This window comes from Candidatus Xenohaliotis californiensis (assembly GCF_963930935.1).
Lineage (GTDB): Bacteria > Pseudomonadota > Alphaproteobacteria > Rickettsiales > CAWVOK01 > Xenohaliotis > Xenohaliotis californiensis.
In genome coordinates this window covers 1-18,485 of the sequence record NZ_CAWVOK010000028.1, presented here as the reverse complement: position 1 = coordinate 18,485, position 18,485 = coordinate 1, and the positions used below count along the sequence as shown (strand labels likewise).

General features: G+C 29.8%; 15 protein-coding genes. 8 read left to right on the top strand and 7 right to left on the bottom strand.

Annotated elements, in window-relative coordinates:
• Positions 1-105: 105 nt before the first annotated feature.
• Positions 106-1,065: a biotin synthase BioB gene (bioB, locus tag AABI72_RS03770; RefSeq protein ID WP_338364567.1), complete on the top strand. Its 960-nt coding sequence runs from the start codon at positions 106-108 to the stop codon at positions 1,063-1,065.
• A gap of 19 nt (positions 1,066-1,084) precedes the next feature.
• On the opposite strand, the gene AABI72_RS03765 is transcribed toward bioB, so the two are convergent.
• Complete coding sequence (locus AABI72_RS03765) at positions 1,085-3,358, bottom strand: response regulator (protein WP_338364565.1); 2,274 nt, start codon at positions 3,356-3,358, stop codon at positions 1,085-1,087.
• Between the two features lie 92 nt (positions 3,359-3,450).
• A complete protein-coding gene (cysS, locus tag AABI72_RS03760) occupies positions 3,451-4,830 on the bottom strand; it encodes a cysteine--tRNA ligase (RefSeq protein ID WP_338364563.1) in 1,380 nt (459 codons plus the stop codon).
• 147 nt (positions 4,831-4,977) lie between these two features.
• On the opposite strand from cysS, the gene AABI72_RS03755 reads away from it, so the two are divergent.
• The 4 genes from AABI72_RS03755 (at position 4,978) to AABI72_RS03740 (ending at position 9,610) form a co-directional block, all read left to right on the top strand.
• Complete coding sequence (locus tag AABI72_RS03755) at positions 4,978-6,654, top strand: hypothetical protein (RefSeq protein ID WP_338364560.1); 1,677 nt, start codon at positions 4,978-4,980, stop codon at positions 6,652-6,654.
• A gap of 72 nt (positions 6,655-6,726) precedes the next feature.
• Positions 6,727-7,887, top strand: a complete 1,161-nt coding sequence (locus tag AABI72_RS03750; RefSeq protein WP_338364558.1) for a phage portal protein — start codon at positions 6,727-6,729, stop codon at positions 7,885-7,887.
• Positions 7,888-7,924: 37 nt separating this feature from the next.
• A complete protein-coding gene (locus AABI72_RS03745) occupies positions 7,925-8,443 on the top strand; it encodes an HK97 family phage prohead protease (RefSeq protein WP_338364556.1) in 519 nt (172 codons plus the stop codon).
• Between the two features lie 21 nt (positions 8,444-8,464).
• Positions 8,465-9,610: a phage major capsid protein gene (locus AABI72_RS03740; RefSeq protein WP_338364554.1), complete on the top strand. Its 1,146-nt coding sequence runs from the start codon at positions 8,465-8,467 to the stop codon at positions 9,608-9,610.
• A 59-nt stretch (positions 9,611-9,669) separates the two neighbouring features.
• On the opposite strand, the gene murB is transcribed toward AABI72_RS03740, so the two are convergent.
• The 4 genes from murB to atpD are packed head-to-tail and all read right to left on the bottom strand — an operon-like array spanning position 9,670 to position 13,065.
• Positions 9,670-10,548, bottom strand: a complete 879-nt coding sequence (murB, locus tag AABI72_RS03735; RefSeq protein WP_338364552.1) for a UDP-N-acetylmuramate dehydrogenase — start codon at positions 10,546-10,548, stop codon at positions 9,670-9,672.
• Position 10,549: 1 nt separating this feature from the next.
• Positions 10,550-11,212, bottom strand: a complete 663-nt coding sequence (fsa, locus tag AABI72_RS03730; protein WP_338364550.1) for a fructose-6-phosphate aldolase — start codon at positions 11,210-11,212, stop codon at positions 10,550-10,552.
• On the bottom strand, positions 11,213-11,638 hold the full coding sequence (locus AABI72_RS03725; protein ID WP_338364548.1) for a F0F1 ATP synthase subunit epsilon: 426 nt from the start codon (positions 11,636-11,638) through the stop codon (positions 11,213-11,215).
• A gap of 2 nt (positions 11,639-11,640) precedes the next feature.
• On the bottom strand, positions 11,641-13,065 hold the full coding sequence (gene atpD / locus AABI72_RS03720; protein ID WP_410520606.1) for a F0F1 ATP synthase subunit beta: 1,425 nt from the start codon (positions 13,063-13,065) through the stop codon (positions 11,641-11,643).
• Between the two features lie 602 nt (positions 13,066-13,667).
• Here atpD and yihA point away from each other — a divergent pair.
• The 3 genes from yihA to AABI72_RS03705 are packed head-to-tail and all read left to right on the top strand — an operon-like array spanning position 13,668 to position 15,306.
• On the top strand, positions 13,668-14,297 hold the full coding sequence (yihA, locus tag AABI72_RS03715) for a ribosome biogenesis GTP-binding protein YihA/YsxC (RefSeq protein ID WP_338364545.1): 630 nt from the start codon (positions 13,668-13,670) through the stop codon (positions 14,295-14,297).
• A 2-nt stretch (positions 14,298-14,299) separates the two neighbouring features.
• Positions 14,300-15,061 (top strand): cell division protein FtsQ/DivIB, encoded by a 762-nt coding sequence (locus AABI72_RS03710; protein WP_338364543.1) that lies wholly within the window; start codon positions 14,300-14,302, stop codon positions 15,059-15,061.
• On the top strand, positions 15,058-15,306 hold the full coding sequence (locus tag AABI72_RS03705; RefSeq protein ID WP_338364541.1) for a hypothetical protein: 249 nt from the start codon (positions 15,058-15,060) through the stop codon (positions 15,304-15,306). The genes AABI72_RS03710 and AABI72_RS03705 overlap by 4 nt, the downstream gene beginning before the upstream one ends.
• On the opposite strand, the gene mfd is transcribed toward AABI72_RS03705, so the two are convergent.
• Positions 15,301-18,360: a transcription-repair coupling factor gene (gene mfd, locus AABI72_RS03700; protein WP_338364539.1), complete on the bottom strand. Its 3,060-nt coding sequence runs from the start codon at positions 18,358-18,360 to the stop codon at positions 15,301-15,303. The two genes, AABI72_RS03705 and mfd, sit on opposite strands and share 6 nt — an antisense overlap.
• Positions 18,361-18,485 lie beyond the last annotated feature (125 nt).

Sequence of the window (18,485 nt, the reverse complement as noted above, 5' to 3'; positions counted from 1 at the left end):
AAAATAAGCTTATGATAAAAAACTTTTTAACAATAAATTTTAATAAAAATTTGCCAAAACAATTACCTAGATATAAAATTATTTTTTATACAATTTGATAAAATAATGGATGTGGCAACCAATATCAAGTGGACTATTGAATCAATAAAAAAAATGATTAATATGCCACTATTCACTCTAATCAAAACCTCTAGGGAAATTTTAGAAAAAAATTTTCCTAGAAATGAAATACAGCTTAGTGCATTATTTAATGCAAAATCAGGTGCATGTTCAGAAAATTGTGCATTTTGCTCACAATCCATAAAATGGAATACCAATGCTGCAAAAACAAAACTATGCAGTGCTGATGAAGTTAGAAAAGCTGCAAAAAAAGCAAAAGCAGCTGGTGCAAGCAGACTGTGTTTTGCTGCTGCATGGAGAGGCCTGCAAGATAGAAATGTAAAGCAAGTTGTAGATATAATAAAAGCAATAAAAGAAGAGGGTCTTACTTCTTGTGCATCATTAGGTTTATTATCAGAGGATAAAGCAAAAGCTCTAAAAGATGCTGGTCTTGATTTCTATAATCATAACATTGAATCATCCAAAAACTATTATGCGAAAATGGTTACTACACACACATTTGAGGACAGAATATCAACAGTAAACAATGCATCAAAAGCAGGCTTAAAAGTCTGTTGTGGTGGTATTATAGGAATGGGTGAGAGTATTGATGATAGAATTGAAATGCTAGCTGAGCTTGCTAACATGAACCCACAACCAAAAAGTGTGCCTATAAATATACTAAATCCAATAAAAGGAACTCCAGTTGCTAATAAATATAAACCTATTGATTCATTTGATATTATTAGAGTAATTGCCACTGCTAGAATGTTAATGCCAAAATCCTATATAAGACTTTCTGCTGGAAGGGAATTTATGGGTAAAGAATTACAAGCTATGTGTCTTTTTAGTGGTGCTAATTCTATATTCTATGGCGATAAATTACTAACCACACCAAATGCAAATCCAATGAATGATATAGACCTTATAAATCAACTTGATATTAAGGTTGAAAAAATTAATTAACAATATAATTATATACAAATTAAGCTGAACATTCCTTTTCCTCTAAAAGTTTTTTTACAGCAAATCCAAGCTCTTGGAATGTGAATGGTTTAGCCAAGAATATAAAATCATTACCATCAATCTCAGTGTCATTAAGATTGTTTGCCGCATATCCAGACATTAGTATAACCTTAACATCTGGATTTTTTTTACGTATCTCCATCATAAGCTCAGTACCTTTCATGCCAGGCATTGCAATATCTGTAATCAGTATGTCTATTTTGCAATTAGAATCAAAAATTTTAAGAGCTTCTATAGCAGAATCAGCAGCTTTTATCATATAGCCTTTATTACGCAATATATTGGCCATTAAAGTACGCACAGCAGTTTCATCTTCAACAATCAATATACTTTCATTGCCTGTTAAATCTTTTACATTCATAGTGCTTGATGAATTATTTGATGATAATTTTCCCTCTATGGCTTCTGGTAATAAGATGGCAAAAGTAGTACCTCTATTTGGTGTGCTTTTTACCAAAATATATCCATCAGTTTGTTTAATAATTCCATATGCAGTTGATAAGCCAAGTCCCATACTCATGCCCATATTTTTTGTAGAGAAAAATGGATCAAATATTTTATGCATATTATCTGTATTGATTCCAACTCCATTGTCACTAAGCTCAATTAATACATAATTACCGCAACGTATTTTCTCACTTTTATGTGGATTAAAATAATTTTGTAAAAATATATTAGTATCATTTATATTCACGTTAGTTGTTTTTATTTGCATTAACCCAGATGAGCTCATGGCATCACGAGCATTAACAATTATATTAATTAATACTTGCTCTAACTGACCTTGATCAACTTTAATATTATATAAACCATTGCCATGATCTATAGAAAGCTCAATATCCTCTCCAATAAGTCTTCTTATAAGATGTGACAATTCCATCAAAACTTCAGTAATATTAATCACTCTTGGTTTTAAGATCTGCTTTCTTGATAAAGCCAAAAGCTGACGTACTAAATTAGCAGCTCTATTAGCATTCTGTTTTATTTGCATAATGTCAGCAAAAGATGAATCACCTTTTGGATGACGCATCAAAAGTAAGTCACAAAAACCAATCATGGCAGTCAATAAATTGTTAAAGTCATGTGCTATGCCACCAGATAATTGCCCAATTGCCTGCATCTTTTGCGAGTGGATAAAATTCATCTCAAGATTCTTCTGTTCAGTAATGTCAACTAAAATACAAATTACCGAACAACATTGCTTATTATTATAATCCTCACATATATAAAGCATAAAAGACATGTCTAAATTTTTTATGCTTGTTTGTATCTTTGTTTTAATGCCAGTATTTAATACTTCATTTATCTTAAGTTTTATTTCCTGAGAATTATTAAAGCTATCAATAGCATTGAACTTTTTAATCTTACAGCTATCAAAATTTTCTACAAACAGCTCTTTAAATTCATTATTACAATTAAGCAAATATCCATTGTTATCTAGGGAAATCATTGGAATTGCAATGTCTTTTAAACACAATTGCCATGCAATAGTGTTCATGGGAGCTAAAAAAAATGGATTGATAAAATGGTATGATAGATTATTATTTTTATAGATATAGTCTATGCAATTATTGCTAATTTTATATAAAGTATGCACATCATTAGAATTTTTTTCTTCTCCCATGGTTTTCATTTTATTTAAAACACTGTTAATATTGCCTTCTAACAATCCATTCTTTTTAACATTTAAAATCTCCTCAGTTTTGCTATTACAACATACAATTTTATTATCTTTATCTGTTACAAGTATAGGTATCTTTTGATCAATAATTGCCAATGCTTTGCTCTGATTATCTTTTATTGCAAAATATTTATTATTGTAAATTAAATATTGTTCTACTTTATATTTAGAGTCACAATAATTTAACAGATCATCTGACTTGTTCATCAACATTTTACTAATAGAAGCTAGGGCTACATTTTTACTATCAAGTGCTAATTTATAAAAATTATTATACGATTTAATGTTAATATTTAACTTATTAGATAACTTAATATTGTTAGCATAATATAATCTACCAGAATTATTAAAAAACAAAAGAAGGTCTGAATTATCAAATATGCTTGTAAAAAGCTTGTTGTTCAATATCTTGCAATATATTAAAAAAAAAATCATAGAAATCAAGATAGCTACAAAAAACACAAAAGACTGCAAAAAATTAACAGAGAAATACAGCATAAACAAAGAAGCACCAGCAAATACCATCATACCAACACCTCTAATAACCAACATGCAGCAACTCTTTAAGCATAGATTTAAGACAACCTAAACATAAAATGTCAACAAACCATTAATTACACTGCATATTTGTACTGTTGTTAATGCTAGTTTAATGTCTTGTTAACTTTACCAGTCTTACGCCAAGTGCTAGTACCATCAGCATGATCTAATATTTTTATTCCCATTTGCTCTAATTCATTTCTAATTTGATCTGAAAGTGAATAATTTTTATTGTTTTTTGCTTCATTGCGTTTTGCAATCAGTTCTTCAATTTTTTCATCATGTGAAACATAAAACCATTCATTATAATTTTTATTGAACAAACCTAATAATTTGCCATTTTGATATAAGATGTTTTGCAATAGTTGTTTTTCTGACTCTTGTGATTTATTAATTTTGACAGTTAATGCATGCAAAATGCCAAATGCTTTTGGAGTGTTTAAATCATCACATAAACACTCAATAAAATTATTGTCTGGTTTTACTTTATGATTAATTGATAATCCATTTAAAGCACCATACAAGCGATTCAACTCATTTTCTGCCATGCTTAATAGACCATTAGTCCAGTCTAATCTCTTGCGATATTGTGTGCTTAAAAGTGCATATCTAATTACTTCACCATCTATTTTATCATCAAGCAAATCTTTAACTGTTATAACATTTCCTATTGATTTACTCATTTTGTCACCTAAAAAAGAAACAAAACCATTATGCATCCAATAATGTGCGGATGAGGAATTTTTACTAGAGCAAATAGTTTGTGCCATCTCATTTTCATGATGAGGGAACAAAAGATCAACACCACCACCATGAATATCAAAGCTACCACCTAAAAAATGCATTGACATTGCAGAACATTCTATATGCCACCCAGGTCTGCCAAAACCCCATGGACTATTCCATGAAAGATTTTCAAAACTTTTTGTTGGTTTCCATAATACAAAATCACCTGCATTCTTTTTATCAGAAGAAACCTCTACTCTAGATCCAGCAATTAAGTCTTTGATTTTCTTGCCACTAAGACTGCCATAATCATTATAAGTTGTTATATCAAAATAGACATGTTTGTTGCTAATATATGCATGTTTGTTATCTAATAATTTCTGAATCATTAATATAATGTCATCCATATGATCACTAACTTTTGGTTCATGAGCAGGCTCCAAACAATGCAATGATTTAACATCTCTATGAAATGCAGCAGTAAAAATATCAGCAATTTGAGATGGAGGCATATTTGATGATAAAGAACGCTTAAGTATCTTATCATCAACATTGGTAATATTTCTTACATAAATAACTTTTTTATATAAATATTTAAGCAGCCTGTAAATTGCATCAAAACAAACCAATGACCTAGCATTTCCTATATGTATATAATTATATACAGTAGGTCCACAGACATACATAGAAATTTCATTATCATTAGCCGGCTTCAACAACTCTTTAGAGTGAGTTTTTGTATTATATATATAAAACATTATCAAAATATAGTTAAAATATTTTACTATATAAAAATTATTATTTTATTGTCAAGCCCAGTAAACATTCTTATCAAAAATCAAATACTTGTCCAATATTTTATAAAAATATAAATTACATTTTAGAATAAATATCTTACAGATTTGATGGAAGAAGAATTAATAGAAAAATTAGTGGATTCACTAATAAAAATTAAAAAGTTTAAAAATTATACTATTTTTATACCTCATGAATGCTTTCTAAGAATTATACAACAATTCAGCATTATATTTCCAGAGAAGGCAAATGGAAAACCAGAAAAACAACTAGAGTCTATACAATTTGCTAAAGTTTTCATTGCCAGAGATGATTATTTTATTGATTTATACAAAAAATTTATTATTGCAATATTTTTACTAAATTGGGCAAATAAATTATGTTGTCATGAAACAAATTTAAATTTGCAAATATTGCCAAAAGAAATATTATTAACAAGCTCACAAGACATTTCATCTTTGTCAGTAGAAAGACCATATGCTGAGCATAGTGTTTCTTGCAACAAACACACTGTAAAAATAAACAAATTTGACGAAAATTTTATTAAAGAATGCATTAATAACAATACTAATAACCAAATAAAATTAAAACTAGAAGATGGCGTGTATTGCACAGCAACTGGTGTTGGCATTGTAATGGCTACATTTAAAACTGAAAATCAAGCACCTGGACAAACATTTAATAAAAAGTTGACAGCTGCATATGAAATAAGATCATCTAATAGAGAGCCAGCATTCACACACTTTGAGGTTTTGCCAACAAAACAAGATCATTGTTCAACAGTAGACATGGGAAAAGAAGGAACACTTGAAGATCAAGAACTTGAAGCAAAATCATCTAGTAAAAAGCCATCATTCACACACTTTGAGGTTTTGCCAACAAAACAAGATCATTGTTCAACAGTAGACATGGGAAAAGAAGGAACACTTGAAGATCAAGAACTTGAAGCAAAATCATCTAGTAAAAAGCCATCATTCACACACTTTGAGGTTTTGCCAACAAAAGAAAATAGTGCCATCTGGAATATAAAAAGAACAGCAGAAACAGCAGGAGAAAAACTAAAACAATCTATTGCAAAGACTTGTTCAAAAGTTAAAGAACTACTGGCTAGCACACTCAAGCCTAAAAGAACTGCCACAAAAAAACAGCCATGTGATAAAAATCATAAATCAACAAACAAACTATATACAGAAGAATCAACAGATTCAAGCATAGAAGATACATTAAACACAACTAAAGATTTAAGCCTAGAAAGTTATGTTGATGGCGAAAGTTATACAGAGGAAGATAATTTTTGTGAAAATCTCAATAGCAGTAAGCAAGATAAAGCTAATCATTCCACATGCCAAACGAATGAATACATTGCCAGAGACATAAAACATACTGCTGTTGCAACAAAAGACAAAAAAACAACAATTGAACTCAAAGACTGTGAATATAAAACTTTATGGTTATATTTTAAGCAAATTGTAATATTTATTTTATATAAAATATTTTTATTTATACATATTGGCTCAATATACCACAAATTAGTAGAAATTTTTCATACTATTAAAAATGATTCATCAGTGGAGTCAGATCACGATAAAATAAAAAATGAACCAAGCACTACACAAAAACAAAACAGTAAAACAGCAAATAACTCACAAGCATTAGATGCAGATAAGACCAAACCTCAAACCACAATGAACAATACAGAACAAGATCAACATAGACCAATGGTAGAGAATAGTGAATATCTGGAAAGAAGTATAAAGGAAATGATATCTGAACTTGGCATGATATAGTTAATAAATTTTGTTTATGCTTATATTTTTATTATGTTAATTTAATATTGTGATGTTAAATTTAATAACAAAGTGTTCAAAAAACTAATAAAAAAATATACACCTACAAATAATAACAGATACAAAATAAGAAACTGGCATACAGACAACTATATAGAATATAATTATGATTATAACAGATTGGCATTGAATGGTTATGCTAAAAATGTTGTAGCATTTAGAGCAGTTAAAATGATTGCTACAAGCATCTCATCTATAGAGATTGTAATTAACAAAAAAATAGGAATTAATACAAAAAATATTATCAACCATCCTGTGCTAAAAATATTAAAAAATCCAAACAATCTATTATCAGGCATGGATTTTATAGAAAACTTAGTATCACACATGTTAATAGGTGGTGGTGCATATATATTAAAAATAGGTCTTGATGATAAAAATCCTGTTGAGCTGCATCTTTTACACCCTAATAACACAGTGACATTAGTAAAAAATGATGAAATTATTGGCTATGAGTATCATTACAACAAAAAATGTATGAATTATTATATCAATAATGATAATGGGGATTGTGATGTATTACATATAAAAAGTTTTCATCCAACAAATGATACCGCAGGACTTTCAAGCATGAATGTTGCAATGACAAGTATTAATCAATATCAATATGCCACTGAGTGGAATTGCTCATTGTTAAAAAACAGTGCTAGACCTAGTGGTGCTTTGATAGTAAAAAATAAATTTAATGACACTCTAACAGAAGAGCAGTTTGATAGGATTAAAGAGCAAATTAGTGATCTTTATTCAGGTAGCTCAAATAGTGGCAGACCAGTATTGCTTGAAGGTGGGCTAGAGTGGAAAGAAATGAGCGTTTCACCAAAAGAAATGGATTTTGTAGAAATAAAAAACAGTGCTGCACGTGATATTGCACTATCATTTGGAGTTCCCCCACAAATGTTAGGCATACCTGGTGATAACACTTATAGTAATCTAATTGAAGCAAGATTAGCTTTATGGGAACAAACAATACTACCACTTACAGATAAAATATTGAATGGTTTAAGTAGATGGTTGCTAAATGATAAAAATCTAATGTTTAGCTACAACAAAGATAAGATCAGTGCATTAAGCCCAAGAAGAGAAAAGTTATGGTCCTATATAAATAATGCTAGCTTTATGAGCAATCAGGAAAAAAGAGAAGCACTAGGACTTGATTCTAAACTAGATGAATAATTAATAGAATAATAAATAACTCTAATTAAATAGCAATATGACATATTTATCAAACAGCTTTCAGATTAAAAGTATTGAAGAAAATGGTATTTTTACCGGATATGCCAATGTCTTCAATGTAATTGACCAACAATCTGATATAGTAAAACCAGGATCATTTAACATATGCAATCCATCTGAAATTAAATTACTTTGGCAACACGATCATACAAAACCAATTGGCAAAGTTATTGAAGCAAAAGAAGATAATAAAGGTTTATATGTAAAGTGTGCACTTTTATTAACCATTTCACGGGGAAAAGAGGCATACAACTTATTAAAATCAAAAATCATTGATGGACTTTCTATTGGATATATATCAATAAAAGATGAAATACGGGAGGATGGGGTTAGGGTACTAAAAAAAATCAAAATACTTGAAATAAGCTTAGTAACCTTTCCATCTAATATTGATGCAAAGATTAGTTCAGTAAAGAATACAAATAGCATAAATCTAGATCATTCTACTTTACTACATTCACTTGCTAGGGCAATTAGAATTTTAAATACAAATTAATTAATAATTAAGAAGGTTTTTATGTCTTGGTTTGATATCAAACAACAAGTTGATGAATTATCTAATGCTTGGGAAAATTTTAAAGATAACAATGAACAGAAACTCAAAGTTTTAGAAAAGAAAAAAAATGGTGACTGCATAATAGAAGAGCAGTTTAATAGACTTAACAATGAACTTGATAGATGCAAAGAGAGAATAGATAAAGAAGTATTACGTGAAAAAAGACCTGGATTTCTACAAACAACAATTAGTGTAGAACGTAAAAATTTTATAAATTATATACGCTATGGCAATGATGTAGGCAGTGCTTTCTCTATAAAAGATGCTTATAACAGCATCTCAAAAGGAGGCTATCTTCCAGCAGAATTATATCAGGGAATAAAAGAAAGAACCTTAATGATATCACCAATAAGAAAATTGGCATCTCAGGTACAAATAAGCACATCTGATACTTTTGATTATATAAGAAATGATTCAAATGAAGAAGCTAAGTGGATTGATGAATCCACTGCAGGTAAAAATTTAACACAATATGAACTCAATAAATATAGCATTAAAGCACATCCATTGTACTCACAGCCATCTATAGCACAAAATTTAGTAAATGATTTAAATTTTGATATAGAGGCATGGATAATAGATGCTGTGGCAAACAATTTTGCTAAAACAGAAAACAATGCATTTATTACAGGAGATGGTCAAGGAAAACCATTTGGATTAATTAATAACTTGGCTAATACACAAAAAGTAATGACAGATGCAATAATATTAGATGATATATTAAATCTTTATTATATGGTAAAGCCAAAATTTAGGGATGAGGATAATGCTTTTATTATGTATCCAGAAACTATTAAAGATGTTCGTTGCCTTAAAGATGGTGGTAGATATATTTGGCAACCTGGTGCAACAAATCCAGATATTTTACTTGGTGCACCACTTTATGCAAGCAATGATTTAGATCCTAAAATATCTAGTAACTTTGTTGCTATTTATGGTAATTTTAAGAAGGCTTATCAGATTGTTGACCGTAGTAATATTGAGGTAATACGCGACCCATATACAAACAAACCTTTTATTAACCTATACACAACTAAACGTGTAGGTGGTGATGTTATGGATTTTGAAGCATATTCATTATTGATGCATAAAACTAGCAGTACATAGAACTCATCAATGAAAATAAAAACAAGGAAGGTTATATGCACCTTCCTTGTATGTATAAATCAAAAATTGCCAAGTAATTTTATCTCCAGTTCAAGAAATATTCCAGTTTTATTTTTAACCATTGCACGCACTTTTTTTATTAAATTCCAGATATCTTCAGCACTAGCATTTGCATTATTAATAATAAAATTACAATGTTTTTTTGATATATGTGCACCACCAAAAACCATTCCCCGACAACCAGCATCATCAATTAATTTCCATGCACTTTGCATCTCGGGATTTTTAAAGACACATCCAGTAGTCTTATGATTTATTGGTTGCGTAGACTTTCTTTTCTGTCTTAATTCCATTGTTCTAGATTTAATTAAATCTTTATTAAGTTTTTTACCTTTAAATAACACATTACTGACTACATAAAAACCAGTTAATGCATTACCTCTATAGCAAAAATCAATTTCATTATTGTGCAATGAAATCAATCTTCCAGAAGCATCAATTATATCCACCTTCTCAACTACATCTTCTGAGCTACAACCATAGCAACCAGCATTCATTGAAATTGCACCACCAACAGTACCAGGAATATTGGAAAAAAATTCAAATCCAGAAATTGAATTAGTAAATGCAACTTTTGCAACATCGGCAACTAATGCACCAGCACCAGCATTTATATATTCATCAGCAATTGAAATACTTTTAAAATCACTGCCTAATTTGATTACAGCACCATCAATACCAGCATCACTAATTAATACGTTTGAGCAAGCACCAATAGTGGTCATTTTATGATCAGAATGAGCCTTGATAAAACTAATCAATTCAGATTGATTGCATGGAGTAAATAATGCACTAGCACTGCCACCAACGCCCATCCAAGACATTTGTGCTAATGGAACATTTAACCTAACATTATTTATCAATGACAAATAAGACATTTCAAGAACTTAAAATATTCTTATTACCCGCATTGTGCCAATCATGTAAAAAACCATCTAAACCAGAAGTTGTCAATGGATGTTGAACCATTGCATGGGCAATTTTAGGTGGAATGGTTACAATATCAACTCCTATACCAGCCAATTCTGTAACATGATATACATTGCGAATTGATGCTGCTATAATTTGTGTTTTTATATCGTAATTTTCATAAACAGTCATAATATTATTTAACAACCCCAAGCCATCAACACCAGTGTCTTCAAGCCTTCCAACAAATGGAGAAACATAAGTTGCACCAGTTTTTGCAGCTAACAGTGCCTGTGACACTGTAAAACATAAGGTTATATTTACCTTATAACCATTATTAACTAAATATTTTGACGCCTTTAGTCCATCAGAGGTTATGGGTAGTTTAATAACAATATTCTTTGATATTGCTTGAAGTTTTCTTGCTTCTAATAGCATTGTTTTAAAATCAGTTGCTATTACCTCAGCATTTACTGGACCATCAATCATTTTACATATTGTAGATAAGACATCATTATAATTTAGGCCACTTTTTGCAATAAGAGAAGGATTGGTTGTTATGCCATCAACAATACCAAAATCTAGTAAATCTCTAATTGCACTTATGTCTACAGAATCAAGAAAAATTTTCATTTACACTCCTAAAAATTTAAGCAGTTTTTCTAAAAAAGAAATATTTGTATTCAAACAACCAACATTCAATATTCTAGGCAAATGATCCAATTGATCAGATGAGCTGTGGTTACTATATTCATATAATTCTTGTAATTTTTTTCTTATTTCTTGCACATTTAATTCATCAAGATTATATGCATACTCTACCAGAATATCACAAGTGGTATCGCTAACGTCTGCTATACCAGTAGAAATAAAAATTTTAGTAATCTTGTTATTTTGCCTGATTGTTAAGATGGCAATATCAAGATTAAACACAAATTTTTTATAGCCTGGTAAAATTTCCATTTCACCATTAGTAGATGGTAATATTATTGATGAAACATCACTTAGTTGAACTATTAACTCTAATGGAGTTAAGCATTTTATAAGGAATTTTTTCACACTTATACACTTTCATTTATTGATCCAGCTTTTTTAATTGCTTCTTCTATAGTGCCAACCATATAAAAAGCATTTTCTGGCAAACTATCATGCTTACCTTCTATTATTTCTTTAAAACCTTTAATTGTATCATGCAAATTCACCCAACGACCCGGTAAACTAGTGAACACTTCAGCCATAAAAAATGGCTGAGAAAAAAATCTTTCTATTTTTCTAGCTCTTGAAACTAAGATTCTATCCTCTTCTGAAAGTTCATCCATGCCCAAAATAGCTATAATATCCTGCAATGATTTATATGTTTGCAATATACGCTGAACTTCTGAAGCAACATAATAATGTTCCTCACCAACAACTTCTGGTAGTAAAATTGTAGAACTAGAATCTAGTGGATCTACAGCGGGATATATGCCTAGCTCAGAAATTTTTCTTGATAAAACTGTTGTTGCATCAATATGAGAGAATGAATTAGCAGGAGCTGGATCAGTTAGGTCATCAGCTGGTACATATATAGCTTGTATAGATGTTATAGAACCCCTAAGTGTTGATGTTATTCTTTCCTGCATACAGCCCATTTCTGTAGCAAGAGTTGGCTGATAACCAACAGCAGAAGGTATGCGACCAAGTAATGCCGACACTTCGGAGCCAGCTTGCGTAAAGCGAAATATATTATCTATAAAAAACAACACATCCTGACCTTCTTGATCACGGAAATATTCGGCCAATGTAAGCCCTGTAAGAGCAACTCTAGAACGTGCACCAGGTGTTTCATTCATCTGCCCATAAACCAATGCTGCTTTAGATTTTGAGCGATCATCTTTGTTAATTACACCAGATTCTATCATCTCATGGTATAAATCATTTCCCTCACGAGTTCTTTCACCAACACCAGCAAACACAGATAGACCTCCATGAGCTTTTGCAATATTATTAATAAGCTCCATAATTACAACTGTTTTTCCCACACCTGCACCACCAAACAAGCCAATTTTCCCCCCTTTAAGATAAGGTGCCATTAAATCTATAACTTTTATCCCAGTGGTTAATATTGATATATTAGTAGATTGATCAGTTAACATAGGTGGAACATTGTATATTTTTCTATGTTGATCAGAATTAATAGCACCTAAGCCATCAATAGGTTCGCCAACAACATTCATTATTCTGCCTAAAGTTGCACGACCAACACTAACTGTTATTGGTGCACCAGTGTCAAAAACAGTAGCACCTCTAGAGAGTCCATCTGTATTATCCATGGATAAGCAACGCACAGTATTGTCACCCAAATGTTGTACAATTTCTAATATAAGAGTCTTTGAATCAATGGTGCATTTTAAAGCATTTAAAATAGGTGGAACAATCCCATCTGAAAATTTTACATCAACAACTACTGAGGCAACGCTTAAAACTACACCTTTTGCTATATCTATCACTACAACTACGGCAATTCAAGTAATCTAGTTATTTTTAATGTTCAGAGAAAATAATTGCAAGTTTTTTCTTACAAAAATTAATACTATTCTAATATTTAAATTTTATCTATTGCTAAAAACAAATAATTTATACAACTTAGAATATTGAATAAATGAATTAATAAGCAATAAGACAATAGATGAAATAAACAATTTAATAAAATAATAACTAGTATAAAACTGATATCTACATAGCTTCATGCATAAAAACCAAAGTATATAATAAAATAAATTTAGCAAAATATACTTCTTACAACTTAAAAATAATTTTTTAATGTTATTATAACTACAAACATAAATCATGCTAGAAAGAAATAATGTAGATAAGCCCAGTGGATTGCCCAATGATATATCATTAATCAATGCGAAAAAAAACAAATAACAAATATCTATAAATTTGTAAGCAAATAATATTGGCATTAATAATATAAAAATAAAAGGCCAGTAACTTTTTGCTAAAAAATTATAGCAAATAACTATAAAAATTAACATTAATTTTAAGATTGTATTTCTAAACATTTAACCTATACTTTTATATATATTGTCATAATAAATACTACATGAAAAAATACAATGGCAGTGGGGGTGATAGTTTCTTTAAAATCAATAAAATTAAATACATAAAAAGTGCTTTAAATGTCAATGATTTGATATACACTGATCTACCTGAAGTTACTTTTTTAGGTAGCTCAAATGTTGGTAAATCTAGCTTGATAAATGCCTTGGCATTCAAAGTTAATATTGCCCAAACATCAAAAACACCAGGTAAAACAAAAACTTTAAATTTATTTAATGCTGGTGCTAAAATTAACATAGTTGATGCACCTGGGTATGGCTATGCCAGACTGTCTCCAAAAATTACTGCATCATGGGGAACAATGATGAACAATTACTTAAGCAATAGACCAAACTTATTAAAAGCATTTTTATTAATCAATGCTAATTTGGGTTATAAAAAAAATGATATTGAAATTATAAATCTATTATTATGGCATAGTATTAACTTCCAAATAGTGGTTACAAAAAAAGACAAACTTAGATCAACAGAGCTTGTAAAATTAGATGATATAAAAAAACATGTAGATGAATTAAGTCAAAATAAAATAATTATAACAAGTGCTAAAAATGGTGATGGTATTTCTGAATTGCGAAATGCAATAAGTAGTCTAGTTTTTTCTGCATGGAGCTAATTATGTCATTTAAAATTATTAGAAACAAATACACGCTATCAACATTGACTATCTTCTTGTTTTTGTGTTTATCATACTTTTTTTTTATTCCACATATTCAAAATATGAATCTTAATAATGAGAATCCAAATTTTATACAACGAACTATCTCTAAACTTGGATTTAGTATCGACACCATTATAGTAGAAGGAAATAACTTTATGGATAGCAGTGAGGTGCTTGAAGATATTGATATAGTGCATAAATTTATCTATGGAGTAAAACTTTCTACAGTAAAAGATGCCTTTTCTCAAAATCCATGGGTAAAAGATGTTTTGGTGCTACGAAAACTACCAGGATTAATTACAATAAAAATCATTGAACGTGAGCCAGTAGCAATTTTTCTCAATGAAAATATAAGACATCTAGTTGATATTAATGGCTATAGCATAGCAGAAGATAATATTGGGGTTTTCTTGACTTTAGTGCAGATAAAAGGAGAGGGCGTTTTAAACAAAATACCAAATCTGCTTAATATAATTAACTCAGAATCATTAATCACCAAACTTGTTCATAAAGCTACATGGGTTGGCAACAGAAGATGGGATATTACACTCACTAATCAAACAGTAATAAAATTACCAGAAGAAAACCCTTTGGAAGCATGGAGATATGCTGCCACATTACAGCAAAAAAAGGCAGTATTAACCAATAATTCAAAAATTGTTGATTTAAGAATAAAGGGAAAAATATTCCTGCATAACTACAACAATCAGAACACATGAAAAAAAATAAAATTACTCTAATGATTGCCAAAAAAATAAATATTATACTTCTTGCCATTACTATTGTTATAATAAGCATGGTAAGTGCTACTATAAAGCATAATCAGATTAAAAATCAACAACTACAAATTCTACCATTAATTAATTATAAAACACCATCAGCAAATAATAACAATGAAGTACAACATATAGACAAGCAAATATATAATCTTATACACAATAAAAAAAAGCAGCCAACATTATAGGCAAATTGTGGATAAATTATGCAATAGTACACATAATTTCTCCATTGCAAGTGCTATAGAGTCATATTCAGTTCTTGAAGCAATTACATCATTAGAGAAAAGCTTTATATCATTACTATTTTTATCAAGAAAATGTAATAAAATATTTGGATTTTCATAATTTTTAAATGTTATATAAAATACATTATCTCTATCAATAGCTATCTTGCTCACACTATTTTTTATTGCCAATAATCTTAAAGTTGCAATTTTAAATAAATTATTAACACTCTCTGGTACTTTGCCAAACCTATCACGCAACTCATGAGTAATTTTATTTAAATCAGAATTATCCTTAGCTTTAGCAATTTTTTGATAAAAATATAAACGTAATGTGGATTCTTTGATATAAGCATCTGGAATTAAAGCTTGTAAAGCAATATCAATCTTTACTGATTCCAAGGCTTCACCTGATGAATTATTATTAGTAGATTGCATTTCCTTCACAGAAGAGGTAAGCATCTCTTGATATAAATCAATACCAACTTCCTTAATATGCCCAGATTGTTCACTGCCAACTAAATTACCAAAACCACGTATATCCATATCATATGTTGCAACATTAAATCCCATGCCAAGTGATTCCAGTGATTGAATAATCTTTAATTTATGCATTTTTAATTCATTGGCAACTTTATTTTCAGCTACCATGAAATAAACGTAACCAATGCCACCAGACCTGCCAACGCGACCACGCAATTGATACAGTTGCGATAAACCAAAAAGATCAGCATTATACACTATAATAGTATTTGCTCTTGGCACATCAATGCCAACTTCTATCATTGGAGTAGATACTAAAAAATTACTAAAACCACCATAAAAGTTAGTTATTTTCTTTTCAATTTCTTTAGTTGGCATGTTTGCATGCAATGTTTCAGCAACTATCCTACATGAAAATTTATCTTTAATTTTTTCTAACATTTTCTCAATGCTGCTAATATCTTTAATATGTGGACAAACACAAAATACTGATCCAGTATTAGACAATTCTCTTTCAGCTGCTTCATATAATACCGCGCTGCTTATAGGTTTAATAAACATATTAATTTTAGCCCTACCTACTGGAGCAGTTGAAAGTAAACTTAAATCACGCACACCAAGTAAAGCCATTTGCAAAGTACGTGGAATAGGAGTAGCAGACATGCTAAGCATATGCACACAAGGATACTTATTTTTTATACGCTCTTTTTGCTTAACGCCAAAACGATGTTCTTCATCAATAACAAATAATCCTATATTTGCAAACTCTATGTCTGTGCTAAATAAAGCATGTGTGCCTATAATAATATTAATAGCACCTTCTCTAATTAATCGTTTAACTGATCTATTTTCTTTTGTACTTTTTAAGCCATGCAATCCTTCTATTACAAGACCCATGCCTTTAAAACGCTCACGGAAAACATTAATATGCTGTTCACATAAGATCTTTGTTGGACTCAAAACTGCAACTTGAGCTGTGCCACTGCTTGCCACAATAAAACTTGCTCTTATTGCAACTTCTGTTTTTCCAAATCCTGCATCACCACACAATAAACGATCCATTGCCACACCAGATGCCAAATCTTTTATTATTTCATCTATGGCTAAAAGTTGATCATCAGTTTCTATATATGGAAAAGTAGCACAAAATTTGCTATACATATCACTATCTGCTTCAAAAATAGTAGATTTATTTAATTTACGCATAGCAGCAGTATTCATTAATTGCTTTGCAATTGCAAAAATTCTTGCTTTTGCTTTTGCTTTACGTTTTTGCCAAGATGTAGTGCCTAATTTATCCAATACAACATTAGTGCTTTCGCCATATCTAGTTAAACATGGAATGTCATTTGCTGGAATGAACAATTTTTCATTTCCAGAATATTCTAAAGCTAAAAAATCACCTTTTATTTCATGAGTAGATATAGTTTTCAAACCTAAAAACCTACCAATGCCATATTCAGTATGAGTTACAATGTCACCATCCATAAGTTGACTAATTTGCTTTAGAAATGCATCACCTTTTTTTTTATTTGTTTTTACTAATCGATAATTATTACCAAAAACATTACGCTCACTTATAAAGATAACATCTCTAAAAACAAAACTAACATCTATACTCATTACAGCAAGCAATAGCATATCTTCTGATGAAGTAAAAACCTCATTCAAATTTTTGACAATAATTGTTTTCACGTTAACCTTGGACATAAGTTCAGAGATTTTTCCTGCAGTGTATAGTGAATTAACAGATAAAACAGTCTTATGTACCATGTCACCTGTAATATTTAAATTTACTATATTGTTGGTACGATACATAAATCTTTTTATTGATTCTGGAATAGTAAATTTTGCCCTTAGTATGCTTTGTGTTATACCACCAATAAGCTTAATTTGATCATCAGCAGAGCTGTCTGAAATGCTATTAAGTATAAAAAGATTATTGCATATATCATACTTCTTCAATTCATGACTTTGTAAACCACCAGTAATATAAAAATGACAGTGAGAAAAATTTTCTAGTAACAAGTGAAACAAACTACATTTTTCATGATAAAAAATATCTAGTAGCTCCATTCTTTTGTTAATTGGCATATGTAACAATTCATCAAACATAAAATTACTGTTACGTAATAAAAATTCATCTAATAATTCTTTATTTAATAACACTTCAATACATGGTGGAAGCAAGGCAAAATCAACCTCTTTCTTACCAAGTTGAGTTACTGGGTCAAACTCTCTAATAGACTCAATCAAATTATCAAAAAAATCTATTCTATAGCCAACCATTGCAAAAACTATATCAACTATACCACCGCGAATAGAGAAGTCACCAGGCTCTATTGCCATAGAAGTTTTTATATACCCAGCATTATTTAAAAAAGTATTTAACTCATCAATTGCAATTGTTTTACCAACTCTTAATTCTAGTATATTTTTTTTAATAACATTAATTGGCGTAGTAATTGCATGTAAATTATCATCATCAATTATCACAATAAAATTACAATTTTTATCACCAATTATATTCATTGCTAGCATTTTTTTAGCTATATACTGTGGAGTTCTATCAAGATTTGTAGAATAAAGATTAAAAATTATTGTATTAGGAAAAAAAAATCCACACTATCATAAAAATATTCCATAGCTTCCATGCT